The sequence below is a fragment of the Micromonospora noduli genome, assembly GCF_003264365.1.
GTDB classification, from domain to species: Bacteria; Actinomycetota; Actinomycetes; order Mycobacteriales; family Micromonosporaceae; genus Micromonospora; species Micromonospora noduli.
Genome location: NZ_PYAK01000021.1, coordinates 26790 through 46518, shown reverse-complemented (window position 1 = coordinate 46518; position 19729 = coordinate 26790). Strand labels below are relative to the sequence as shown.

The 19729-nt window shown below is 71.1% G+C and carries 17 protein-coding genes and 1 pseudogene; 5 read left to right on the top strand and 13 right to left on the bottom strand.

All coding sequences use genetic code 11. From position 1 onward, the window contains the following. Positions 1-151: 151 nt before the first annotated feature. Positions 152-793 (top strand): annotated as a pseudogene (locus GUI43_RS17615) (IclR family transcriptional regulator); the annotation flags it as partial. 497 nt (positions 794-1290) lie between these two features. On the opposite strand, the gene GUI43_RS34290 reads toward GUI43_RS17615, so the two are convergent. Both GUI43_RS34290 and GUI43_RS34285 read right to left on the bottom strand, forming a co-directional pair. Beyond that, entirely contained in the window at positions 1291-1431 is a 141-nt protein-coding gene (locus GUI43_RS34290) for a hypothetical protein (RefSeq protein ID WP_181549239.1), read from the bottom strand. 19 nt (positions 1432-1450) lie between these two features. After that, entirely contained in the window at positions 1451-1783 is a 333-nt protein-coding gene (locus GUI43_RS34285; RefSeq protein WP_211326717.1) for a hypothetical protein, read from the bottom strand. Between the two features lie 224 nt (positions 1784-2007). Here GUI43_RS34285 and GUI43_RS34280 point away from each other — a divergent pair, with 224 nt between their 5' ends. Further along, positions 2008-2502 carry an endonuclease domain-containing protein gene (locus GUI43_RS34280; protein WP_211326716.1) on the top strand — a complete coding sequence of 165 codons (495 nt, stop codon included), beginning with the start codon at positions 2008-2010 and terminating at the stop codon, positions 2500-2502. 199 nt (positions 2503-2701) lie between these two features. Here GUI43_RS34280 and GUI43_RS17605 read toward each other — a convergent pair whose 3' ends face one another. From GUI43_RS17605 to GUI43_RS17595, 3 genes are all read right to left on the bottom strand, one after another. After that, positions 2702-4420, bottom strand: coding sequence for a S8 family serine peptidase (locus GUI43_RS17605; RefSeq protein ID WP_112699313.1), 1719 nt, complete (start codon positions 4418-4420; stop codon positions 2702-2704). A gap of 251 nt (positions 4421-4671) precedes the next feature. After that, positions 4672-5367: an HAD family hydrolase gene (locus tag GUI43_RS17600; protein ID WP_112699295.1), complete on the bottom strand. Its 696-nt coding sequence runs from the start codon at positions 5365-5367 to the stop codon at positions 4672-4674. A gap of 97 nt (positions 5368-5464) precedes the next feature. Next, entirely contained in the window at positions 5465-6430 is a 966-nt protein-coding gene (locus GUI43_RS17595) for an EamA family transporter (RefSeq protein ID WP_112699294.1), read from the bottom strand. A gap of 86 nt (positions 6431-6516) precedes the next feature. On the opposite strand from GUI43_RS17595, the gene GUI43_RS17590 reads away from it, so the two are divergent. Next, entirely contained in the window at positions 6517-7062 is a 546-nt protein-coding gene (locus tag GUI43_RS17590) for a CGNR zinc finger domain-containing protein (RefSeq protein ID WP_091403587.1), read from the top strand. Here GUI43_RS17590 and GUI43_RS17585 read toward each other — a convergent pair. From GUI43_RS17585 to GUI43_RS17575, 3 genes are all read right to left on the bottom strand, one after another. After that, positions 7029-7628, bottom strand: a complete 600-nt coding sequence (locus tag GUI43_RS17585; protein WP_112699293.1) for a GNAT family N-acetyltransferase — start codon at positions 7626-7628, stop codon at positions 7029-7031. The genes GUI43_RS17590 and GUI43_RS17585 overlap by 34 nt on opposite strands. Positions 7629-7725: 97 nt before the next feature. After that, a complete protein-coding gene (locus GUI43_RS17580; protein WP_112601554.1) occupies positions 7726-7908 on the bottom strand; it encodes a DUF397 domain-containing protein in 183 nt (60 codons plus the stop codon). After that, the gene (locus GUI43_RS17575; protein ID WP_112601578.1) at positions 7899-8711 is read right to left on the bottom strand and encodes a helix-turn-helix domain-containing protein; all 813 of its coding nucleotides are present in this window, start codon (positions 8709-8711) and stop codon (positions 7899-7901) included. Before GUI43_RS17575 ends, GUI43_RS17580 begins: the two co-directional genes overlap by 10 nt. 856 nt (positions 8712-9567) lie before the next feature. Here GUI43_RS17575 and GUI43_RS17565 point away from each other — a divergent pair. Next, positions 9568-9858 (top strand): hypothetical protein, encoded by a 291-nt coding sequence (locus GUI43_RS17565; protein WP_112699291.1) that lies wholly within the window; start codon positions 9568-9570, stop codon positions 9856-9858. A 19-nt stretch (positions 9859-9877) separates the two neighbouring features. Here GUI43_RS17565 and GUI43_RS17560 read toward each other — a convergent pair whose 3' ends face one another. The 5 genes from GUI43_RS17560 to GUI43_RS17540 all read right to left on the bottom strand — a co-directional run bounded on the left by GUI43_RS17560 (position 9878) and on the right by GUI43_RS17540 (position 18373). Next, positions 9878-11287: a class II fumarate hydratase gene (locus GUI43_RS17560; protein WP_181518450.1), complete on the bottom strand. Its 1410-nt coding sequence runs from the start codon at positions 11285-11287 to the stop codon at positions 9878-9880. A gap of 35 nt (positions 11288-11322) precedes the next feature. Then, positions 11323-14301, bottom strand: a complete 2979-nt coding sequence (locus tag GUI43_RS17555; RefSeq protein ID WP_112699290.1) for an AfsR/SARP family transcriptional regulator — start codon at positions 14299-14301, stop codon at positions 11323-11325. 259 nt (positions 14302-14560) lie between these two features. Beyond that, entirely contained in the window at positions 14561-16228 is a 1668-nt protein-coding gene (locus tag GUI43_RS17550; protein WP_091403108.1) for a fumarate hydratase, read from the bottom strand. A 126-nt stretch (positions 16229-16354) separates the two neighbouring features. Then, a complete protein-coding gene (locus GUI43_RS17545; RefSeq protein WP_373861211.1) occupies positions 16355-17797 on the bottom strand; it encodes an outer membrane protein assembly factor BamB family protein in 1443 nt (480 codons plus the stop codon). 72 nt (positions 17798-17869) lie between these two features. Continuing rightward, entirely contained in the window at positions 17870-18373 is a 504-nt protein-coding gene (locus GUI43_RS17540) for an Lrp/AsnC family transcriptional regulator (protein WP_112588124.1), read from the bottom strand. A 139-nt stretch (positions 18374-18512) separates the two neighbouring features. Here GUI43_RS17540 and hppD point away from each other — a divergent pair, with 139 nt between their 5' ends. Next, a complete protein-coding gene (hppD, locus tag GUI43_RS17535; RefSeq protein ID WP_112588126.1) occupies positions 18513-19718 on the top strand; it encodes a 4-hydroxyphenylpyruvate dioxygenase in 1206 nt (401 codons plus the stop codon). Positions 19719-19729: the final 11 nt, after the last annotated feature.

The following is a 19729-nucleotide window of genomic DNA, read 5'->3' as shown; positions in this document are numbered from 1 at the left end:
GGCCGACGTGCCCTTCGGGCGGGCCTCCGGCTCAGCCGACGCGGCCTCCGGGCAGGCCGCCCGCTCAGCCGACGCGGCCTCCGGACAGTCCTCCCGCTCGACCGACGCGACCCTCGGGCGGGCCGATGCTGGCGCGGGGCGGGCCGACGCGGTTGCGGGGCGGGGCGGGGAGACGTCGCAGACGCTCGACCGGGGGTTGCGGCTGCTGCACCTGGTCGCCGACGCCTCTGGCGGTCTCACCGTCACCGAGGCCGCGAATCGACTCGGCATCGGCCGGGCCGCCGTTTACCGACTGGTCAGTGCGCTGACCGGGCACGGCATGCTGCGCCGCGACGGAGACGGTCGGCTGCGCCTCGGTGCCGGGTTGCTGCACCTGGCCCGACGGGCCCAGCCGCTGCTCGCCGAGGGTGCGCTGCCCGCGCTACGCCGCCTCGCCGAGCAGGCCGGCGCGACCGCGCACCTGACCGTCGTCGAAGGTGGCGAGGGCGTCGCCCTGGCCGTGGTCGAGCCGAGCTGGACGTCGTTCCACGTCGCGTACCGGGCCGGGGCACGGCATCCACTGGACCTGGGAGCGGCCGGCCGGGCGATCCTGGCCGGTCGCGCCGGGGTGGCCGAGCCGGTGAGTAGCAGCGGGGAGTTGCAGGCCGGGGCGTACGGGGTGGCCGCACCGGTGCTCGGCGTACCCGGCCTGGAGGCCAGCGTCGGCGTGGTCGCGCTCGCCCCGCTGGACGTCGACACGATCGGCCCCGAGGTGCTGGCCGCCGCCCGAGCCATCACCACCGCCCTCAGCTGACCCCGACCGCCGCACCCCACCTCACCGTCCCCCCGCCGCGCCACCCCGCCCTGCCCCCGCGGCTTGATCGACTCGGGTTCATGGAAGTCGCGGTGTCCCGAAGCCGGTGATCGCCCGACTTTCAGAAACGCGAGTGGATCACCGCCCGTCGACGGCTCCGATGCCTGATTGGTCGGTCGTTCTGACCACTGCCATAGCACGATCGGCAGGCGGATTCGTGGTTGTCCACAGGTCCGGCGGCATGCGCGGGCCGAGTTGTCCACAGGGGTTTCGGTGGACAGTCCGTGGTCGGCAGGCTGCTCGGCATGCCCCCACGTCCGCATCGCCCCGATGCCCTGGCCTGGCAGATCTTCCGCGGCTCCGACGCTGTCCGGGACGGCCTGCTCACCGAACATCAGCTGCGCAACTCTGCCTGGGTGCGGTTGCGCCACGACATCTACGCCGACTCGCGGCTGGACCGTGATCACGCCCTCGCGTGTCGCGCCGCCCTCCTGCGGCTACCGCCCGGCGTGGTGGTCGGCGGCCCGTCGGCCGCCTACCTGCACGGCGTCCAACACGCCGCGAGCTTTACCGACGATGTGCACGTCCTCGTGCCCCGACCGCTGCGGATAGGCCCACAGCGCGGCCTCCGCGTGCACGTCAACGCCATCACCCCGCTCACGGCGAGCGAGACCGTCGAGCTGGCCGCGCCATCCGCACGACGACCATCAGGCCAGCCACCGGACGCGAGCCGTCCGCCGACGCCAGGACATCGGTCAGCCGCAATCCGACCGCCGGACGCAGGACGACCCCCAGACGCAGGACGACCCCCAGACGCAGGCCGACCCCCAGGTGCAGGACGACCGCCGGACGCAGGCCGACCCCCAGGTGCAGGACGAATGCCTGACGCAGGACGACCGCCTGACGCAGGACGACCGCCCGACGCAGGACGACCGCCCGACGCAGGACGAATGCCGGACGCGGGACGACCGCCGAGCGTTGGAAGTCCACGTGATCCAGCGCGACCTACGGGGGTGGGCCGCCCACCTACCGGCGGAATGTCACAACGCCCAGCACGGCGCCTGTCCCGTCCGGCCGCGGTGTCCGTCGGAGCAGGGAGCATGGTGGTGGCTGGTCGAGGCGATGGGTGGGCGGCGGCCAGCCCGCCCAGGCCCAGGGGACAAGACCTCCCAATTCCCCGATCCGATCCCGGGCGGGCCGCCTGGGAGACGGCTGTGTGGCTCGACCCGGTGCGGGCGGTCACCATCGTCGATTCGCTGCTCGGGCAGGGGCTGGTCGGTCGCGAGACCCTGGCCGCCATGGCTGCTCGCAATGCTGACCGGCCGGGTGCGCGACGAGCACGCTGGGTGTTCGACCTGGCCGACGGCGGAGCCGAGTCTCCGCCGGAGTCACAACTACGCGTGCGGTTGGTGCTGAGTGGGCTGCCGCGCCCAGCGGTTCAACATCCGGTACGCCTGCCCAGCGGCATTGTTCTGCACCCCGATCTGGCCTGGCCGCAATATCGGGTAACGGTGGAGTACGACGGGAAGTGGCACTCCGACGTGGAGCAGCTACACCGCGACCGCCGTCGGCTGAATCAACTGGTCGCCGCGGGTTGGCTGGTCCTGCACGTGACCAGCCGCCGGCTGCACGGCGAGTTCCCGTCGGTGCTCCGAGAGGTGCGCGACGCGCTGGTCAGCCGCGGCTGGCGACAGGGATCGTCCAGATGACCAGGATCAACTCGGGTTCCTGGAAACCGCGCCATCCTTCAGGCGCCAACACCGCGCCTTCCAGGAAACCGAGTCGATCATGACTGGCGCCCGGCGGCGGCCGGTGACAACCTGCCTGGACGAGCCGGGGCCCGGTCGACGAGGTGTCGACCGGGCCCCGGAGGACGGCGGCGGTTGGGCCACCGCAGTGCGATGTGCGCTACGGGCGGGCGCTCGGCTTGAGCGGGGTCTTCACCGCCGCGTAGGCGTCGACGACCCCGTAGCCGTAGAAGCCGTTGAAGTTGACCCCACCGGCGCAGTACGCGTCGTAGGTCTCGTCCCGGCCCTCGTTGCGGTACTGCTGGAGGCGCGGCTCCGGGCACGCGTGCTCGGCGGCCGTGCGGTAGAGGTGCTGCTCGACCAGGTCCGGCGACATGCCGAAGCCAGTCCGACCCTGCGCCTTGCCGTACCGGCTGACGATCAGCGCGGCGACACCGGCGGCGTGCGGGGAGGCCATCGAGGTGCCCTGCAGGTACGTGTAGTACCCGCACTCGCCGTTGGCCTTGCACTGCTTGAACACGCTCGTGGCGACGCGCGGATCGATGTTGCCGTCCGCGTCCACCTTGGGGTCCGGGATGGTGACGGAGATGGGCTCCTCCTGGAGCACCTTGAGCGGGTAGCTGGAGAGGATCCGGTTACCGGGGGTGTTGTACGTCGGAGTCCCGAAGCCGTCCCGCGCGAATCCACCGGGCGCGGCAACCGAGATCTGCTCGGTGCCGTAGTTGGAGAAGTCCGACTTCTTGCCGGACGGGCCAACCGACGACACGCCGATCACGTGCGGGCCCTCGGTGGGGAGGTCCCAGCAGCTCTCGTTGTCGATCGGGCGGTCATACGGGTCGGCGCCGTAGTCGGGGCTCGTGACGTCGGTGCGCGGCGCGCCCAGGTCCTCGTTGTTGTTGCCGAGCGCACCGACGAGGGTGACGCCCTTGTTGTGCGCGAAGACCAGCGCCCGCTTCATCGCCTTGATGATGGCCCGCTGCTCGGCCTGGTCCTCGGGCGAGTCGGCCGGGTTGGCGGTGCAGTTGTAGAGCCACGGGTCGACATAGAACGACATGTTGACCACGTCGATCCCGGACCGGCCGGCGTAGACCAGGGCGTTGACGACCGGGTCGAGGAAGAAGTAGCCGGAGTCCTGGCCACCCTTGAGCTCGACCAACGAGACGTTCGGGGCGACGCCGGAGAGACCGAAGCCGTTGGCCGCGGCGCCGATGGTGCCGGCCACGTGGGTGCCGTGCCCGCCGTCGTCGGTGCCGACCGGGTCGAGGCAGCTCGGCACCTCGCAGGGGCCGTCCACATCGGTCAGGTCGGGCGCGAAGTTACGCGACAGCGACCAGTTGAAGTTCGGAGCGATGTCCGGGTTGCTGGCGTCGACGCCGGTGTCCAGTACGCCGACGGTCACCCGACGGTCGCCCGGCTCGATCTTGCGGGCCTTGTCGGCCCGGATCATCTCCAGGCCCCACAGCTTGTCATCGAGCGGATCGAGCTTGGCGCCCTTCTTGGCAGCACCGGCAGCACCGGCACGAGCACCGGCAGCGGCCGGCAGGTGCTCCTGCTCGACCCGGTCCAGCTTCGGCTTGCGGCCGATGGCCTTCTGCTCGGCGGCGCCGATCAGCGTCGGCGCGGCGGTCGCCCTGGCCGCGAAGTCGGCCCGGTCGCTGCTGACCTGGAACATGCCGACCTCATCGGACCGGGACACCACAGTGCCGCCAGCTGCCCGGATCGCGGCGACGGCCGTGTCGGTGGCGACGCCATCCTCGGCGACGACGGTGAAGGTCCTGGAGTTGCTCGGCGCGGCGTTGGCCGGCACACCCAACCCCGTAGCCGTAAGTGCCAACACAGCCGCGGTCGCGACCGTACGGGCGGTGAAGCGCTTGCTCACCACATCGGATCCTCTCGTTGAGGGACGTGGCAGCCATCACACAACAACGATCCAGATTACGCCAGTTGAGCGCCCGTTATGGCCGTGAATCCCGCCAGTTCGAGCCGCACCCCGACCGCACAGGCACAGGCCGCACAGGCACACGCCGCACCGGCACAGGCCGCACCGGCACACGCCGCGGAGGCACAGGCCGCACCGGCACACGCCGCGGAGGCACAGGCCGCAGAGACACCCGCACCGTCCTCCTCGACCTACACACCTACCGCGTCGACACCGAGATTCGCCAGCGCGGCGGGCAGGTCAGCCATGCTGGAAACTTCGGCGTCGGGTGGGCAGCCAAGGGGGCGAGGCAGGCCGAGCCGGTTCAGCCACACCGATCGCAGGCCGGCCCGCCGAGGCGCCACCACGTCGTGCTCCCACGAGTCGCCGACGTACACGATCTGCCCGGCCGGCACGCCGGCCGCCGCGACCACCCCGGCATAAAACTCCGGGGCCGGCTTCTTGGGCAGGCCGTTCTCGTGCGCGTACAGCTCGAAGGCGAACTCGCCGGCGAGCCCGCACCGTTCGGCGCGGCTGTTGCCGTTTGTGGCGAAACCAAGCGTGTACCGGCTGCGCAGCGTGGCCAGCGCCGGTGGCACGTCCGGAAACGGTCGGGTGAGGGCGAAGCGCTGGGCGAAGAAGAGGTCCGCGATCTCGTCCAGGTGGTGGACCAGCGCGGCGCGGGCCAGCGACCGGGCCAGTGCGGCGCGCCGGATCTCCGCCACCGGGGCGGCGCTCAACTCGCCGAAGACCGCGCCCCAGTCCGACTCCAGTTCGGCGAGCGTCACCCCGGCCGCCGCAGTTGTGCGTCGCCGCATCTCGTCGAGGACGGCCACCAGCCCGCCGGTGACGGCCGGACGCAGGTCCAACAGCGTCTCGTCAGCGTCGAACACCACAGTGGTCAGCACAACGCCCACCCTCTCACCGCCCGCGGAACCCACCGACCGCTGAGGTCACCGCCCGCCGGCAATCGCCCGATCATCAGGAGCACCCGACCGCCAAACCTCACCGACCGTCAAGCGCCAGCTCGGGCTCGGGCGTGGGCTGCCCGGGCGTCGCGGGCGACCCGCGCAGCTCGTCGAGGCGTACCAGGGCGACGCCGGCGACGATCAGCGCACCGCCGAACAACTGCCAGCCGGTGGGCAGCTCGTTCAGGAACAGCCAGGCGATCAGCACCGCGAAGAGCACCTCGGTCAGCCCGAGGAACGACGACAGGCGGGGCCCGAGGATCCGGGTGCCGGCGATGCCGGCGAGGTACGCGATGACGGCGGCCACCAGCGACAGCCCGGCGATGGGCACCAACCAGCTGGTGGGCTGCCCGGCGAAGGTGACCTCGCCGAAGGTGGCGTGCAGCGGCAGCAGGCCGGTCAACCCGATGAGGAGCAGCATGGCGGCGCCGACGGCCATTCCGCCGCTGGCCATGGCGACCGAGGGCAGCCGGGGGTCGACCCGGCCGGCGAGCACGAAGTATCCGGCCAGGCCGAACGCCGCTCCGAGCCCCCAGAGCACGCCCACGGGGTGGAAGTCGGCGGTGCCTGCGAGGTCGAGCACGAACGCCAGCCCGACCAGCGCGGCCACCGACCCGGCGACGGTGAGTCGGCGGGGCGGCTGCCCGTGCCGCAGCCACATCCAGGCCACGACGAGGATGATGCCCAGGTATTCCAGCAGCAGCGCGACACCGACCGGTAGGTAGCGCACGGCGTTGAAGAAGCACACCTGGGCCAGCCCCACACCGAGGAGCCCGAACAGCCCGATGGCGGTGGCGTTGCTCCGCAGCACGTCCCATCTACCCCGCAGCGACAGCAGGGCGGGAATCGCCAGCACCAGGGCGGCCACGCCGACGCGGGCGATCACCGCCGACTCGGCTGACCAGCCGGCCTCAATGAGCGAACGGGCGAAGGTTCCGGAGGTGGCGAAGGTGACTGCGGCGAGCAGCGCCAACCCGATGCCGGCAGCAGATCGTGAGTGCATGTCGCGCTCCTCGGGATGGGCACCGTGTCATGAGCAAACTATCCTCGTACTGATGACGCTAGGCGGAAGCCCTGACAGGAGTCAAGTTGCTATTCGCTCATGACACCGAGTGTTCGCTGATCGCAGCCGCGGCGCTGGTCAACACCGCAGGTCGGGACGGTGAGTTGCTGCCCGATATTGCTGCGCTGGACGCGTTCTTCGTCCGCCACTCCTACAGCGGCCGGCACGAGCACACCGAGGCCGAGTTGCGCGCCGTACGGGAGCTGCGGCCCCAACTGCGCCGCATCTGGTACGCCGAACCACCCGAGATCGTCGCGGTGGTCAACGGCCTGCTGCTGGAACACAAGGCGCTGCCTCAGCTCATCGAGCACGACGACGAGCCGTACCACCTGCACGCCGTTCCCCGCGACGCACCGCTGGCCACCCGGATCGCGGTCGAAGCCGCCATGGCGATGGCCGACCTGGTCCGGACCGGCGAGCTGAGCCGATTGCGGATCTGCGAATACCCGGACTGCGACAACGTCGTCGTCGACCTGTCCCGCAACAGGTCCCGGCGGTTCTGCGAGGCCGGCTGCGGCAACCGCGCCGCGGTGACCGCCTACCGCGCCCGCCGGGCCGCCGGCCGCTCCTGACCGACGGTCGCCCACTCCTCCGCCCGCACCTCGTACTCCACCTCGCCCTGCTCGGTGCCCGGAATCGGGTCGTCCCACTGAAGGTGGAAGGTCCGCACGTAGTGCAGCCCGGCCTTCACCATCACCCGCCGGGAGCGTTCGTTGACAGTCATCGTCTCGGCCCAGACCCGACGCACCCCGACGGTGTCGAAGGCGTACCGGACCAACGCCCGCGACCCCTCGGTGGCCAGCCCGCGCCCCCACGTCGAGCGGCGCAGCCGATAGCCCAACTCGGCCTCGGTGCCGTCCGCCGACGGGTCCAACGCGAACCAACCCAGGAACTCGCCGGACTCCCGGTCGTGCGCCGCCCACCGACCCAGCCCGGGATATCTGTCGTACTGCGCCAGCAGCCTCGGCAACTGCTCGTTGCGCACGGTGGCCAGCGGGGTCGCGACGCCCCCGGTGAGGAAACGCATCACCTCGGGGTCTCTGTCCAACTCGACCAGCGCGTCCACGTCGGCCATGGTCAGCCGCCGCAACCGCAGCCGCTCGGTCCCCGCCGGCACCGCCGCGCCATCGTCACCCATGGCTCGGATCATCCGTGCCGTTTAGGACCCCGTCGAGCCGTTTATCAGGGCCAGGTGCGCGGAAAACCAGACCGCCGTCGCGGGCGAGGCGGTCGGGTCAGCGCGGGGGCGCGCCCACGAAGAGCCGCCAGGAGTACGCGTCGACAACGAGCACGGGCCCGTCCGAGTCCTTGCTGTCTCGCACGCCGACCACGTCCCCGAGATTCGTCGCGACCTCGACGCAAAAGTTGTCCTGGTTGCTGCGACTGCTCTTGCGCCAGCGAGCGTCGGTCAACTCCACGACTCGGCCACCTCGTTCATCAACTCGATCGACGCCTGCGGGGGCAGGGCTTCGCCCAAGGTAGCCTCCCAGACCCGCTGCAACCGCAACAGATCCTGCGGCTGGTCCAGCTCCTGGCCGCGAACCTGGCACTCCAGATAGGCCAGTTCCGTGCCGTCGGGCAGGGCGGCGAGCGCGAACTGCCCGCCGAGCCCCGGGTACTCCTCGGCGGATCGCGGCACCACGTGCAGCCGGACCCGAGGGTGCGCGGTGGCGATGCCGACCAGGTGCAGCGTCTGGTCGCGCATCACCTTCCGTCCACCTACCCGTCGCCGCAGCACCGCCTCGTCCAGCACCGCCACGATCTGCGGCGCACGCTCGCTGTGCAGCACGTCCTGACGCTCCATCCGGGCGGTCAGTCGCCGGTCGACCTCCTCGGGGGCGAGCAGGCCGCCCGCCTCGAAGACGGCTCGCGCATAGTCCTCCGTCTGGAAGAGCCCCGGCACGTACCGAGGCTCGTACCAGCGGACCGCGCGCGCCTGCTCGAAGATCGCCTGCCAGCCGCGTAGCCAGGGCTGCGCCCGGTCCAGGCTGACCAGTTCGGTGGACATCCGGCCGAAGAGGCCGCCGGTGTCCAGGGCGCGGTCGACGAGTTCCAGGTACTTCGCGGTGGGCGGCTGCTGACCCAGCTCGACGGCGCTGACCATCGACGCCGAGTAGTTGACCGCCTTGGCCAACTCGTCCTGACTCCAACCGCGCCGGACCCGCGCACGGCGCAGCTCCGCGATCAGGAACGCCGCCGCCGTCATCTGTCCATCGGCCATGCCGTGCCCGCCCTCCACCCCGCCGACGATCATCTCCAGCCGGCCGCCAGCGGCGGTGCCACCCAAAACAGGGCGACTATGACGACGCGGCCAAACCCTTCCGACCGTAGTCGCCTGATCACCAGACTGTGAAGCGCGGCGCCGCTCCCCGTCCCCCGGGATCTGCCGGCGCCGCACGGGACCGCCCGCTCCCCCGTGCCGGGCGGTCCCACCTCCCGGACACCCACAGCCGGACCGAGCCACGCCCGAGCGAGCCACGGTCGAGCGAGTCACGGTCGAGCGAGCCACGGTCGAGCGAGCCACGGTCGAGCGAGCCACGGTCGAGCGAGCCACCCCGCAGCGAGCCACAGCCGGACCGAGCCACACCCGGACCGAGCCACACCGCGGGGAGCCACGGCCAGAGCGAGCCACGGTCGGAGCGCACCCACCAGGACAAGCGGAGGCGATGCCACAAACGAGTCAGGTCCAAAGCATCCGCCCAAGACATCCCCGACCACGCCCACACCGGCCACCCGGCCACCCCGGCCGACCAGGTCACCCGGGCCACCCCGGCCACCCCGGCCACCCCGGCCGACCATGCCGACCCGGCCGACCCGGCCGACCACGCCCACCATTCCAGCCGCGCTCAGCACCCGACCACGCCCACCAACCGACCGACCACTTCGGCCACCGGACCCCACTGGCAGCCCCGACCGACCACGCAAGATCGTGCTCGATCCTGGAAAGAGTGGGGTCCTGACATGCGGAAGCCACTACATCCAGGGTCGAGCACGATCTTGGCGCAGTCCGGCCCGGGGGCGAGCCCCGGGGGCGTGGTGATGCCACAAACGATTCAGGTCGAAAGGAAGGCCGCCGCATGTCCCGGACCGCCCCGGACGGCCGCGCGACGACACCACGCCGACCGCACCTGCCGCTGCGCCCGCTCTGGCTCTGCCGGGTGTGCGCCGCGCCCTGGCCGTGCCCGGTCGCCCGACTCACCCTGCGCCAGGAGTACGCGCACGACCGCATCGGGTTGAACATCTACCTGTGCATGGCCCTGCACGAGGCCGCTGCCGACCTGTACCGACTCAACCCGCACGACGGCCCCGACCCCGCCGCGCTCTTCACCCGCTTCCTCGGCTGGGCGAGACCACGGCACCTACCCTGACCGGGGCAGGCGAGCCGGGTCAGGGGTGGGTCATCCGGAGCAGGTCCAACGTCTCGTCCAACTGGGTCTCGGTGAGCTTTCCGGAGTCGACGTGGCCCCGGGAGATGACCACCTCGCGGATCGAGGTCTGCTTGGCCAGCGCCTCCTTGGCGATCGACGCGGCCTCGTCGTACCCCAGGTAGCGGTTGAGTGGGGTGACGATCGACGGTGAGCCCTCGGCGTACGCCAGACAGACCTCGGCGTCCGCGACCAGGCCGACCACCAGCCGGTCGGCGAAGAGCCGGCTCACAGCGGAGAGCAGCCGGATCGACTCCAGCAGGTTGCGGCCCATCACCGGGAGCATCACGTTCAGCTCGAAGTCGCCCTGTGAGCCGGCGAACCCGACGGTCGCGTCGTTGCCGATCACCTGGGCGCAGACCTGCCGCATCGCCTCGGCGACCACCGGGTTGACCTTGCCGGGCATGATCGACGAGCCGGGCTGGAGGTCCGGGATACGCAGTTCGCGCAGACCGGCGCGGGGGCCGGAGCCCATCCAGCGGATGTCGTTGGCGATCTTGTAGAGGCCGATCGCCACGGTCCGTAGCTGCCCCGAGGTCTCCACCAACGCGTCCCGCGCGCCCTGCGCCTCGAAGTGGTTACGCGCCTCGCTCAGCGGCAACCCGGTCGACTCGCGCAGCTTGTCGATCACGGCGGCGGCGAAGCCGAGCGGGGTGTTGATCCCGGTGCCGACGGCGGTGCCGCCCAACGGCAGCTCGGCCAGTCGGGGCAGAGCGCCCTCCAGCCGTTCGATCCCGTAGCGGACCTGGGCGGCGTACCCGCCGAACTCCTGGCCGAGGGTGACCGGGGTGGCGTCCATCAGGTGGGTACGCCCGGCCTTGACCACCGTCTCGAACTCGGCGGCCTTGGCCTCCAACGCCGACGCCAGGTGCGCCAGCGACGGCAGCAGGTCTTCGACGATGAACTGGGTGGCCGCCAGGTGGATCGAGGACGGGAAGACGTCGTTGCTCGACTGGGAGGCGTTGACGTGGTCGTTCGGATGCACCGGGGAGCCCAGCTCCCGGCTGGCCAGGGTCGCAATCACCTCGTTGGTGTTCATGTTCGACGAGGTGCCGGAGCCGGTCTGGAACACGTCCACCGGGAACTGGTCGTCGTAACCACCGTCGGCCACGTGCGCGGCGGCGGCGGCGATTGCGGCGGCCACGTTGGCGTCGATCACGCCCAGCTCGCCGTTGACCTCGGCCGCCGCGCCCTTGATCTGGGCGAGGGCCTTGATCTGGGCCGGTTCGAGGCCCCGGCCGGAAATCGGGAAATTCTGCACCGCGCGCTGGGTCTGCGCCCGCCACAGCGCCTCGGCGGGCACCTCCACCTCGCCCATCGAGTCGCGTTCGATGCGGTAACCGGTCGCCTCTGGAGTCGTCACGCGTACCATCCTGCCGCGCCCGTGGCCGACTCGCAGATGATCCGTCAGCCCAACTCGGTGAGCAGCCGTTCCACCTCGTGCTGGTCCGGCGACTCGATCTGCCGGAACAGCGCCAGCGCCCGGGTCAGGTGCGCCCGCGCCGCCGCCGGGTCGGTCGCCAGCAGACAGCGGGCGATGCCCTCCAGCGCCCGACCCTGCTCGTGCAGGGAACCCAGCCCGGTGGCGTCGACGAGTACCCGACGATGCAGGTCGAGCGCGCTGCTCACGTCCCCCTGATCCAGGATGGCTCGGGCCAGCAGATTGCGCGAGCCGCACTGGCCGATGCGATCCCCCGCCTCGGTCATCGCGACCAGCGCTGCACGGTGCAGATCAGCGGCCTCTTCCGGACGGCCGGCCTCCCGTTCCATCATCCCGATCTCGTTGAGCACCTCACCCTCACCGAACCGGGCGCCCATCTGGCGCTTGAAGCGCAGCGCCACCCGCAGCAACCGTGCGGCCGGCGCCACGTCGCCCATCCGATGCCGGACCATCCCGAGGTGCCCGAAGGCGTTGCCGAGCCGCCGCGTGTCGCCGATTTCGCGGGCGATCCCCAGGTGCCGCCGAGCGGTGTGCAGCGCCTCGTCGTGCCGTCCCCAGAGCAGTAGGGTGATCGTCAGGTTGTTGAGTTCGTTCGCCAGCGCCGTCGTGTCGCCCATCCGCGTCGCCAGCGCCCGAGCAGCGTCGTAGGACTCGCGAGCCCGGCGGAACTGGAAGTTGGCCGCGTACGCGGTGCCCAGGTTGCCCAGGGTGTTGCGGTATTCGTATTGCAGACCCAGGCGGCGGAAGATGTCGAGTGACCTCTCCATCACCCGGATCGCCGTAGGGAAATCACCCAGCCGGTAATGGGCCGAGGCGAGGTAGTTGAGCATCATCCCCACCGCCCTGTCGTCACCCAACTCCTCGGCGGCGCGCAGGCCGATGCTGTGTGTCTCAATCAGTTCATCCAGGCGACCGCCCTCGAACTGGGCGTGCCAGCAGGCTCTCGCCAACTGCCAGCAGTAGCGGAGAAAACCCTCGGTCTCCGCCAATCGGACCAGGGCTGTCCAGGCGGCCAGGTTCTCGTCGAGCCAGGCTCGACCCTGCTCGGCGACGAGCATGACCAGGTCAGGACGGAGCGGCTCCCCCACCACAATCAGGGAGCGGAGCGCGGAGAGTTCCCTCTCGCGGGCGATCGCCGTGGCGACGTGCAGGTGGTGATCGAGCAGACGCTCGATGCCGCCCCGTCGCTCGACCGTCCGCTCCGGCTCGGCCACCAGCGTCCGCGCGTACTCCCGAACCAGGTCGTGCAACCGGTACCGGCCCGGCTCGGCCTCCTCCACGAGGTGCGCGTCGACCAACTCGTCCAGCAGGTCCTGGGCCTCGGGTAGGGACAGCTCGGCCAGTACGGCGGCGACCGATTTGTCGAACCGTACTCCCGGGTGCAGGCCCAGCAACCGGAACGCGCGCTGCGCCACCGGCGACACCTGGGCGTACGACAGGGCGAAGGCCCGGCCGACGGACCGTTCGCCGGCTTCGAACTCGGCCAATGGATCCGGCCGGGTGCTCAGCCGCTCGGCCAGGTCGGCGATGCGCCAACGGGGTCGGTGTGCCAACCGGGCACCGGCCAGCCGGATGGCCAGCGGCAGGTGTCCGCAGCGCTGGACGACCTTGGTGGCCGCCTCCGGCTCCGCCGCCACCCGGTCCACGCCGACGACCCGCCCGAGCAACTCGACCGCCTCGTCACTGTCGAGCACGGGAAGCGACGACGGTCGCCCCTCATCCACCCCGACCAGCCGGCGGCGGCTGGTGATCAGGATCAGGCAGTGCGAGCCGTTGGGCAGCAGCGGCGTCACCTGGTCGGCGGTCGCCGCGTTGTCGAGCACCAGCAGGGCCCGCCGACCGGCAAGCTCGCTACGCCAGAGCGCCAACCGGTCGTCCTGGCTCGTCGGCACCCTCTCGGCGGGCACACCGAGCTGCCGCAGCAGCGTGGCCACCGCCACGGCCGGCGTCAACGGAGTGCGCTCGCTGTGCCCGTGCAGGTCGATGTAGAGCTGGGCGTCCGGGTAGTCGTCTGCGAGAGCGGTGGCGAGATGCACCGCGAGGGTGGTCTTGCCGCTGCCCGCCATGCCGTCGATGAGCTGGATCCGGGCCCCGGCCTCCACCTCCTTGACCAGGCGGGCCATCGTCTGCTGCCGGCCGGTGAAGTCGCCGATCGCCCGGGGCAGCGAGCGGACCGGAGCGGTCGGCCGCGCCTCCCGACCGGCCAGGGCCAGGTCACCGGCGAGTACCCGCTGGTGCAGCTCCTGCAACTCGACGCCCGGCTCGATGCCCAACTCGTCGGCGTAGAACCGCCGGCCCTCCCGGTAGACCGCGAGCGCGTCGGCCTGCCGCCCGACCGCGGACAGCGCCAGCATCAGTTGGCCGCGCAGCCGCTCCCGCAACGGATGCCGGTCGACGCTCTCCGCAAGCTCCTCGATGAGCTCGGCTGCCTGACCAAGGCGCAGCTCGACGTCGACGCACTCCTCCAGGGCGGTGAGGCGCTGCTCGTCGAGTGCCTGGGCACGGCGGCGGACGCTCCGGCTCGGGATTCCACCCAGCGCAGGCCCGCGCCACAACGCCAGGGCGGCGCGGAATTCGACACGGGCGTCGACCAGGCGACCGGCGGTGGCGGCGGCTCGGGCCACCTCCACGCCCCGGGTGAAGACCTCGGCGTCCAGGTCGGTCGGTGCGGTACGCACCCCGTACCCCGCCGGGTCGGTGACGATGAGGTCCGGCGCCAGTTCGAGTTCGGTGAAGCGGCGGCGCAACCGCGACACGCAGGTCTGCAACTGCGCCCGGGCGGTGGCCGGCGGGTGGTCCTCCCACACCGCGTCGACCAGCTCGTCGACCGGCACGAGCCGGCCGGCCCGCAACAAGAGCATGGCGAGCACGATCCGGTCGCGCCCGGCGGTGACAGTGGACTCGCCACCGCCCACCCGCAGGGGCCCCAGGATCCCGAACCGCATCTGCTCTCCCGCGTCAGTGGTGCAACTTCCAGCAGAGTAGTCCGGTGGTAACAGACCGCCTCGGTCAGGCGATAGTGATCTGAGAGCGGATCGACAGCGGTGCGCAGCACACTCATTCCGGGTTGTCGGTGACGGCATCCGACGGGGGCGGTGCGCCCGTCCCACCCCAGCGGGGCGGGCGTACCGATGTCGGCAGAGCACGGGCGACAGAACGGGCGCCGGGCGAGTTCGCCCGGCGCCCGTTGGCGTACCTGTCGGGTCAGCGGCGGCCGACGGTGAGCACCGGCTTGGTCACCTCGGCGAAGAAGTCGTTGCCCTTGTCGTCGACCACGATGAAGGCGGGGAAGTCCTCCACCTCGATCTTCCAGACCGCCTCCATGCCCAGCTCCGCGTATTCGAGCACCTCGACGTGCTTGATGCAGTCCTGCGCGAGGCGGGCTGCTGGGCCGCCGATCGAGCCGAGGTAGAAGCCGCCGTGCTGCTGGCAGGAGCGGGTCACCTGACCCGACCGGTTGCCCTTGGCCAGCATCACCTGGGAGCCGCCGGCGGCCTGGAACTTCTCCACGTAGGCGTCCATCCGGCCGGCGGTGGTCGGGCCGAACGAGCCGGACGCGTACCCCTCGGGGGTCTTCGCCGGGCCGGCGTAGTAGACCGCGTGGTCACGCAGGTACTGCGGCATCGGCTCCCCGGCGTCCAACCGCTCGGCGATCTTTGCGTGGGCGATGTCCCGGGCGACCACGAGCGGCCCGGAGAGCGAGAGGCGCGTCTTCACCGGGTACTTCGACAGCTCGGCGCGGATCTCGTCCATCGGCCGGTTCAGGTCGACCCGGACCACCAGCTCGGCGTCGAGTGAATCGTCGGTCACGTCGGGCAGGAACCGCGCCGGGTCGGTTTCGAGGCGCTCCAGCCACACGCCCGACGGGGTGATCTTGGCGACGGCCTGACGGTCCGCCGAGCAGGAGACAGCGATCGCCACCGGGCAGGACGCACCGTGCCGGGGCAACCGGACCACCCGTACGTCGTGGCAGAAGTACCGCCCACCGAACTGCGCGCCGATGCCGAAGTTGCGGGTCAGCTCCAGCACCTCCGCCTCCAGCTCCAGGTCACGGAAGCCGTGCGCACTCATCGAACCCGCGGTCGGCAGCGCGTCAAGATACTTGGCGCTGGCGTACTTCGCGGTCTTCAGCGCGTACTCGGCGGAGGTGCCGCCGATGACGATGGCCAGGTGGTACGGCGGGCAGGCGGCGGTGCCGATCAGCCGCAGCTTCTCCTCCAGGAACTGCATCATCCGCGTTGGATTGAGCAGCGCCTTCGTCTCCTGGTAGAGGTACGACTTGTTGGCCGAGCCACCGCCCTTGGCCATGAACAGGAACTTGTACGCGTCGGGGTGCCCGTCCGGGTCCTCGGCGTACAGGTCCACCTGGGCGGGCAGGTTGCTGCCGGTGTTCCGCTCGTCCCACATGGTCAGCGGGGCGAGCTGGGAGTAGCGCAGATTGAGCTTGGTGTACGCCTGGTAGACGCCCCGCGAGATGGCCTCCGCGTCGGCACCGTCGGTCAGCACGTGCCGACCGCGTTTGCCCATCACGATGGCGGTGCCGGTGTCCTGGCACATGGGCAGGACACCGCCGGCGGCGATGTTGGCGTTGCGCAGCAGGTCCAGCGCGACGAACCGGTCGTTCGGCGAGGCGGCCGGGTCGTCGATGATCGCCCGGAGCTGCGCCAGGTGCGCGGGGCGCAGGAAGTGCGCGATGTCGTGCATCGCCTCGGCGGTCAGCGCGGTGAGCGCGGCCGGCTCCACGGTGAGGAACCGACGGCCTCCCGGGCCGTGTACGACGTCCACGCCCTCGTCGGTGACCAGGCGATAATCCGTCTGGTCCGGGCCGGTCGGCAGCAGAGGGGCGTACGAGAATGCGGCGGCACTGCTCATGAGCGGCAAGCCTAGGGCAGACCGGTCGATCACTCCCACCCGCCGGGCGGGTCCTGGGACGCCGCTCTCATCCACCGGGCGTGCCGGGCCCCGCACGCCCGGTGGATCATCGGGCGAACCGCCCGCTCAACCGTCCTTGCCGCCGCCCGGGTCGGGGCAGAGTTCCCCCTTCGGCCCGCAGTCGCCGTTGTTCGGCCCGCCGGGGCCAGGGCCGCCCGGACCGGGATTCCCACCGTCGCCGGGCGGTCGGGTGGGCGAGCTTCCGGACGCGCCGAAGCGGACGTACCCGATCTCCCGCCCCTCGCCGATGATCATGCCCTGTGACCCGACGGCGAGGACGTTCGCCGAGGTGCGCAGGACGGCCAACTCCCGGCCGGTGCGCGGGTCCAGTGCCGCCAGCCGGGACGGCTTCTCGTCGGCCACCACCACCGCGTACGGGGTGAGCGCGGCCCCGGCCTTGCCGCTGGCCTGTCGCGTCCAGAGCACCTTCTCGGTGCCCAGCTCACGGGCGATGACCGAGCGCTTGTCGGCGGCCCGGAACACCGCCGAACGGTCGTCCACCGCGATCAACTTCGTGCCCGGCTCACCGACCCAGAGCAGCCGGCCGTCGTACCCGTCGATCACCGCCTCGCGGCCGTCCGGGGCGACGCCGATCAGCACGTTCCGCGCACCTTGCGGGTCCTCGCGTTGCACGCAGCCGGCGGTGTCGGCGGTGCGCAGGTTGATGCCGGCCCGCTGCCAGGCCTCCTGCCCTGTCGCCGAGTCCCGGGCCGAGATGGCGAAGTAACAGGTGCCGTCCTGGGAGCGGGCGGCGATCCGCAGCAGCCGGCCGCCCACCACGGAGAGCCGCTCCTCCCGGCCGGGCTCGACGTTCTGCAACACCCGGCCGGTGGCGGTGTCGACCACGTGGACCCGACCGTCGACCGGGAAGCCGAGCAGCGGTGGCGCGGCTTCCGCCCCAGCCACGCCGTCGTCGATCCGGGTGGCGGTGAGCCGGCGGGTGCCGCGCAGACCCGGATTGTCGGCGAGCAGGCCGCTGTGCACCCCGGGCAGGAAGGCCGTCCAGAGCGGCGCGGTGCCACGCGGGTCCCAGGCGCTCAGGGTGCAGTCTGTGGCGTCCGTGCACCTGGCGTCGAGGAGCAGGTTGCGGTACGTCCAGACGGCCACCGCGTCATCGTCACGCCGCCGGGTCACCCCGGTCGTCGGGTCGAGCAGCTCGTACCCCTTGACCAGGAGCTTGCCCACGGCCACGACCGGGTCGCGGTCGCCGCCGGCGACCGCCGCCCAGTCCGCCTTGCGCTCCCAGAGTTGGGCGCCGGTGGCCAGGCTGCGAGCCTCGACCCGGGTGCGCTGCTCGACCACGACGGCGTCGCCGGCGATGGTCACGCTGCGCGGAGTGCCGCCGACCCGCTGCTGCCAGACCACGTCGGGCTCGGAGATGGGTTCGCTGCGGTCCACCCAGTCCCACAGGCCGGGGAACGGGTTCCACACGCCGGTGGCGGCGAGCGCGACGACCACGGCGAGGCCGAGCAGCAGCCCACCGCGCACGCTCCCCTTCGCCACCCGCACACCGTAGCCACGATCACGGATCTTCCGTACGCCCGCGCCGCCGTGTCGCCGCGCTTTCTGCGCTCGGAGGTGTTACAGCACCCTTCCCTCGGCCCGAACAGCGCTACGCACCAACGGCAGCGTGCGGTAGGGGATCTGCTCGGCCAGCGCGATGATCGTCGAGGCGCGGGTGATGCCGGCGGACGAGACGATCTGGTCGATGACCCGTTGCAGGTCGGTGTTGGAGCGGGCCACGATCCGGCAGAGCAGGTCGCTGGAGCCGGTGATGGTGTGTGCCTCCAGCACCTCGGGGATGGCGGCGAGGTGGGCGGTGACCGGGTCGTGGCCGTGCCGCTGACTGATCTCCAGGGTGACGAAGCTGGTCACCCCGAACCCGATCGCGGCCGGCGCAATCTCGGGGCCGAAGCCTTTGATGACCCCCCGCTCGATGAGCTTGTCCAGCCTCGCCTGCACGGTGCCCCGGGCCACGCCGAGCCGCCGGGAGCACTCCAGCACCCCGATCCGCGGCTCCTCGGCGAGCAGTTCGATCAAGCGCACGTCGAGCGCGTCGAGCTGTACATTCTGCTCACCATTCATGAGTGAAGACCATACCGAATGCGCAACCTGACCAGCGTTTCTGGCAACAGTTGCCCACTCGATGCCGGGACAGCGATCCTCGCCACAAGAACCGACCACGGCGGCCCACAAGGCCGGCCGGTACGCGAGGGAGCCCACCATGACCCAGGCGATCGACCGACCCCAGTCGACCGAGGACGTCGACGTCGACCGGCTCGTCGGCGCTGTCGACCACGACATCAGCCACGACCCGTTCCCGGTTCGGGGCCTCGACCACGTGCACTTCCTGGTCGGCAACGCCAAGCAGGCCGCCCACTACTACTCCACCGCCTTCGGCATGACCTGCGTGGCGTACCGCGGCCCCGAGCAGGGCTACCGGGACCACGCCCAGTACGTGCTGACCAGCGGCTCGGCCCGGTTCGTGCTGACCGGCGCGGTGCGCCCGGACGCCGAGGGCGCCGAGCACGTGGCCCGGCACAGCGACGGGATCAGCGACATCGCGCTGGAGGTCCCGAACGTGGACGCCGCGTACGCGCACGCCATCGCGCAGGGTGCCGCCAGCGTCGTCGAGCCGCACGAGGTGACCGACGAGCACGGCACCGTCCGGATGGCCGCCATCGCCGCGTACGGCGACACCCGGCACACGCTGGTCGACCGGTCCCGCTACACCGGCCCGTTCCTGCCCGGCTTCGTGGCCCGGGGCCCGATCGTGGACCGGCAGCCGATGATCGACGCCGGCATCCAGCCGAAGCGCTTCTTCCAGGCCGTCGACCACGTGGTCGGCAACGTGGAGCTGGGCCGGATGGACGAGTGGGTCGAGTTCTACAAGCGGGTGATGGGCTTCTCGAACATGGCGGAGTTCGTCGGTGACGACATCGCCACCGACTACTCGGCGCTGATGAGCAAGGTCGTGGCGAACGGCACCCGCAAGGTGAAGTTCCCGCTCAACGAGCCGGCGATCGCCCGCAAGAAGTCCCAGATCGACGAGTACCTGGAGTTCTACCAGGGCCCGGGCGCGCAGCACATCGCCGTCGCCACCAACGACATCCTGGCCAGCGTCGACGCGATGCGCGCGGCCGGTGTCGACTTCCTGGACACGCCGGACTCGTACTACGACGACCCGGAGCTGCGCGAGCGGATCGGCAAGGTGCGGGTGCCGATCGAGGAGCTGAAGGCCCGCAAGATCCTGGTCGACCGGGACGAGGACGGCTACCTGCTCCAGATCTTCACCAAGCCGGTGCAGGACCGTCCCACTGTCTTCTTCGAGCTGATCGAGCGGCACGGCTCGCTGGGCTTCGGCAAGGGCAACTTCAAGGCGCTCTTCCAGGCGATCGAGCGGGAGCAGGAAGCCCGCGGCAACCTGTAACACTTGCGAGC

Bases quoted from the DNA above. Each gene is read 5' to 3' on its own strand.
- GUI43_RS17595 (WP_112699294.1), bottom strand. From the start codon at position 6,430: ATGCACTCACGATCTGCTGCCGGCATCGGGTTGGCGCTGCTCGCCGCA.
- GUI43_RS17585 (WP_112699293.1), bottom strand. From the start codon at position 7,628: ATGGGTGACGATGGCGCGGCGGTGCCGGCGGGGACCGAGCGGCTGCGG.
- GUI43_RS17575 (WP_112601578.1), bottom strand. From the start codon at position 8,711: ATGGCCGATGGACAGATGACGGCGGCGGCGTTCCTGATCGCGGAGCTG.
- GUI43_RS17565 (WP_112699291.1), top strand. From the start codon at position 9,568: ATGTCCCGGACCGCCCCGGACGGCCGCGCGACGACACCACGCCGACCG.
- GUI43_RS17560 (WP_181518450.1), bottom strand. From the start codon at position 11,287: ATGGTACGCGTGACGACTCCAGAGGCGACCGGTTACCGCATCGAACGC.
- GUI43_RS17555 (WP_112699290.1), bottom strand. From the start codon at position 14,301: ATGCGGTTCGGGATCCTGGGGCCCCTGCGGGTGGGCGGTGGCGAGTCC.
- GUI43_RS17550 (WP_091403108.1), bottom strand. From the start codon at position 16,228: ATGAGCAGTGCCGCCGCATTCTCGTACGCCCCTCTGCTGCCGACCGGC.
- GUI43_RS17540 (WP_112588124.1), bottom strand. From the start codon at position 18,373: ATGAATGGTGAGCAGAATGTACAGCTCGACGCGCTCGACGTGCGCTTG.
- hppD (WP_112588126.1), top strand. From the start codon at position 18,513: ATGACCCAGGCGATCGACCGACCCCAGTCGACCGAGGACGTCGACGTC.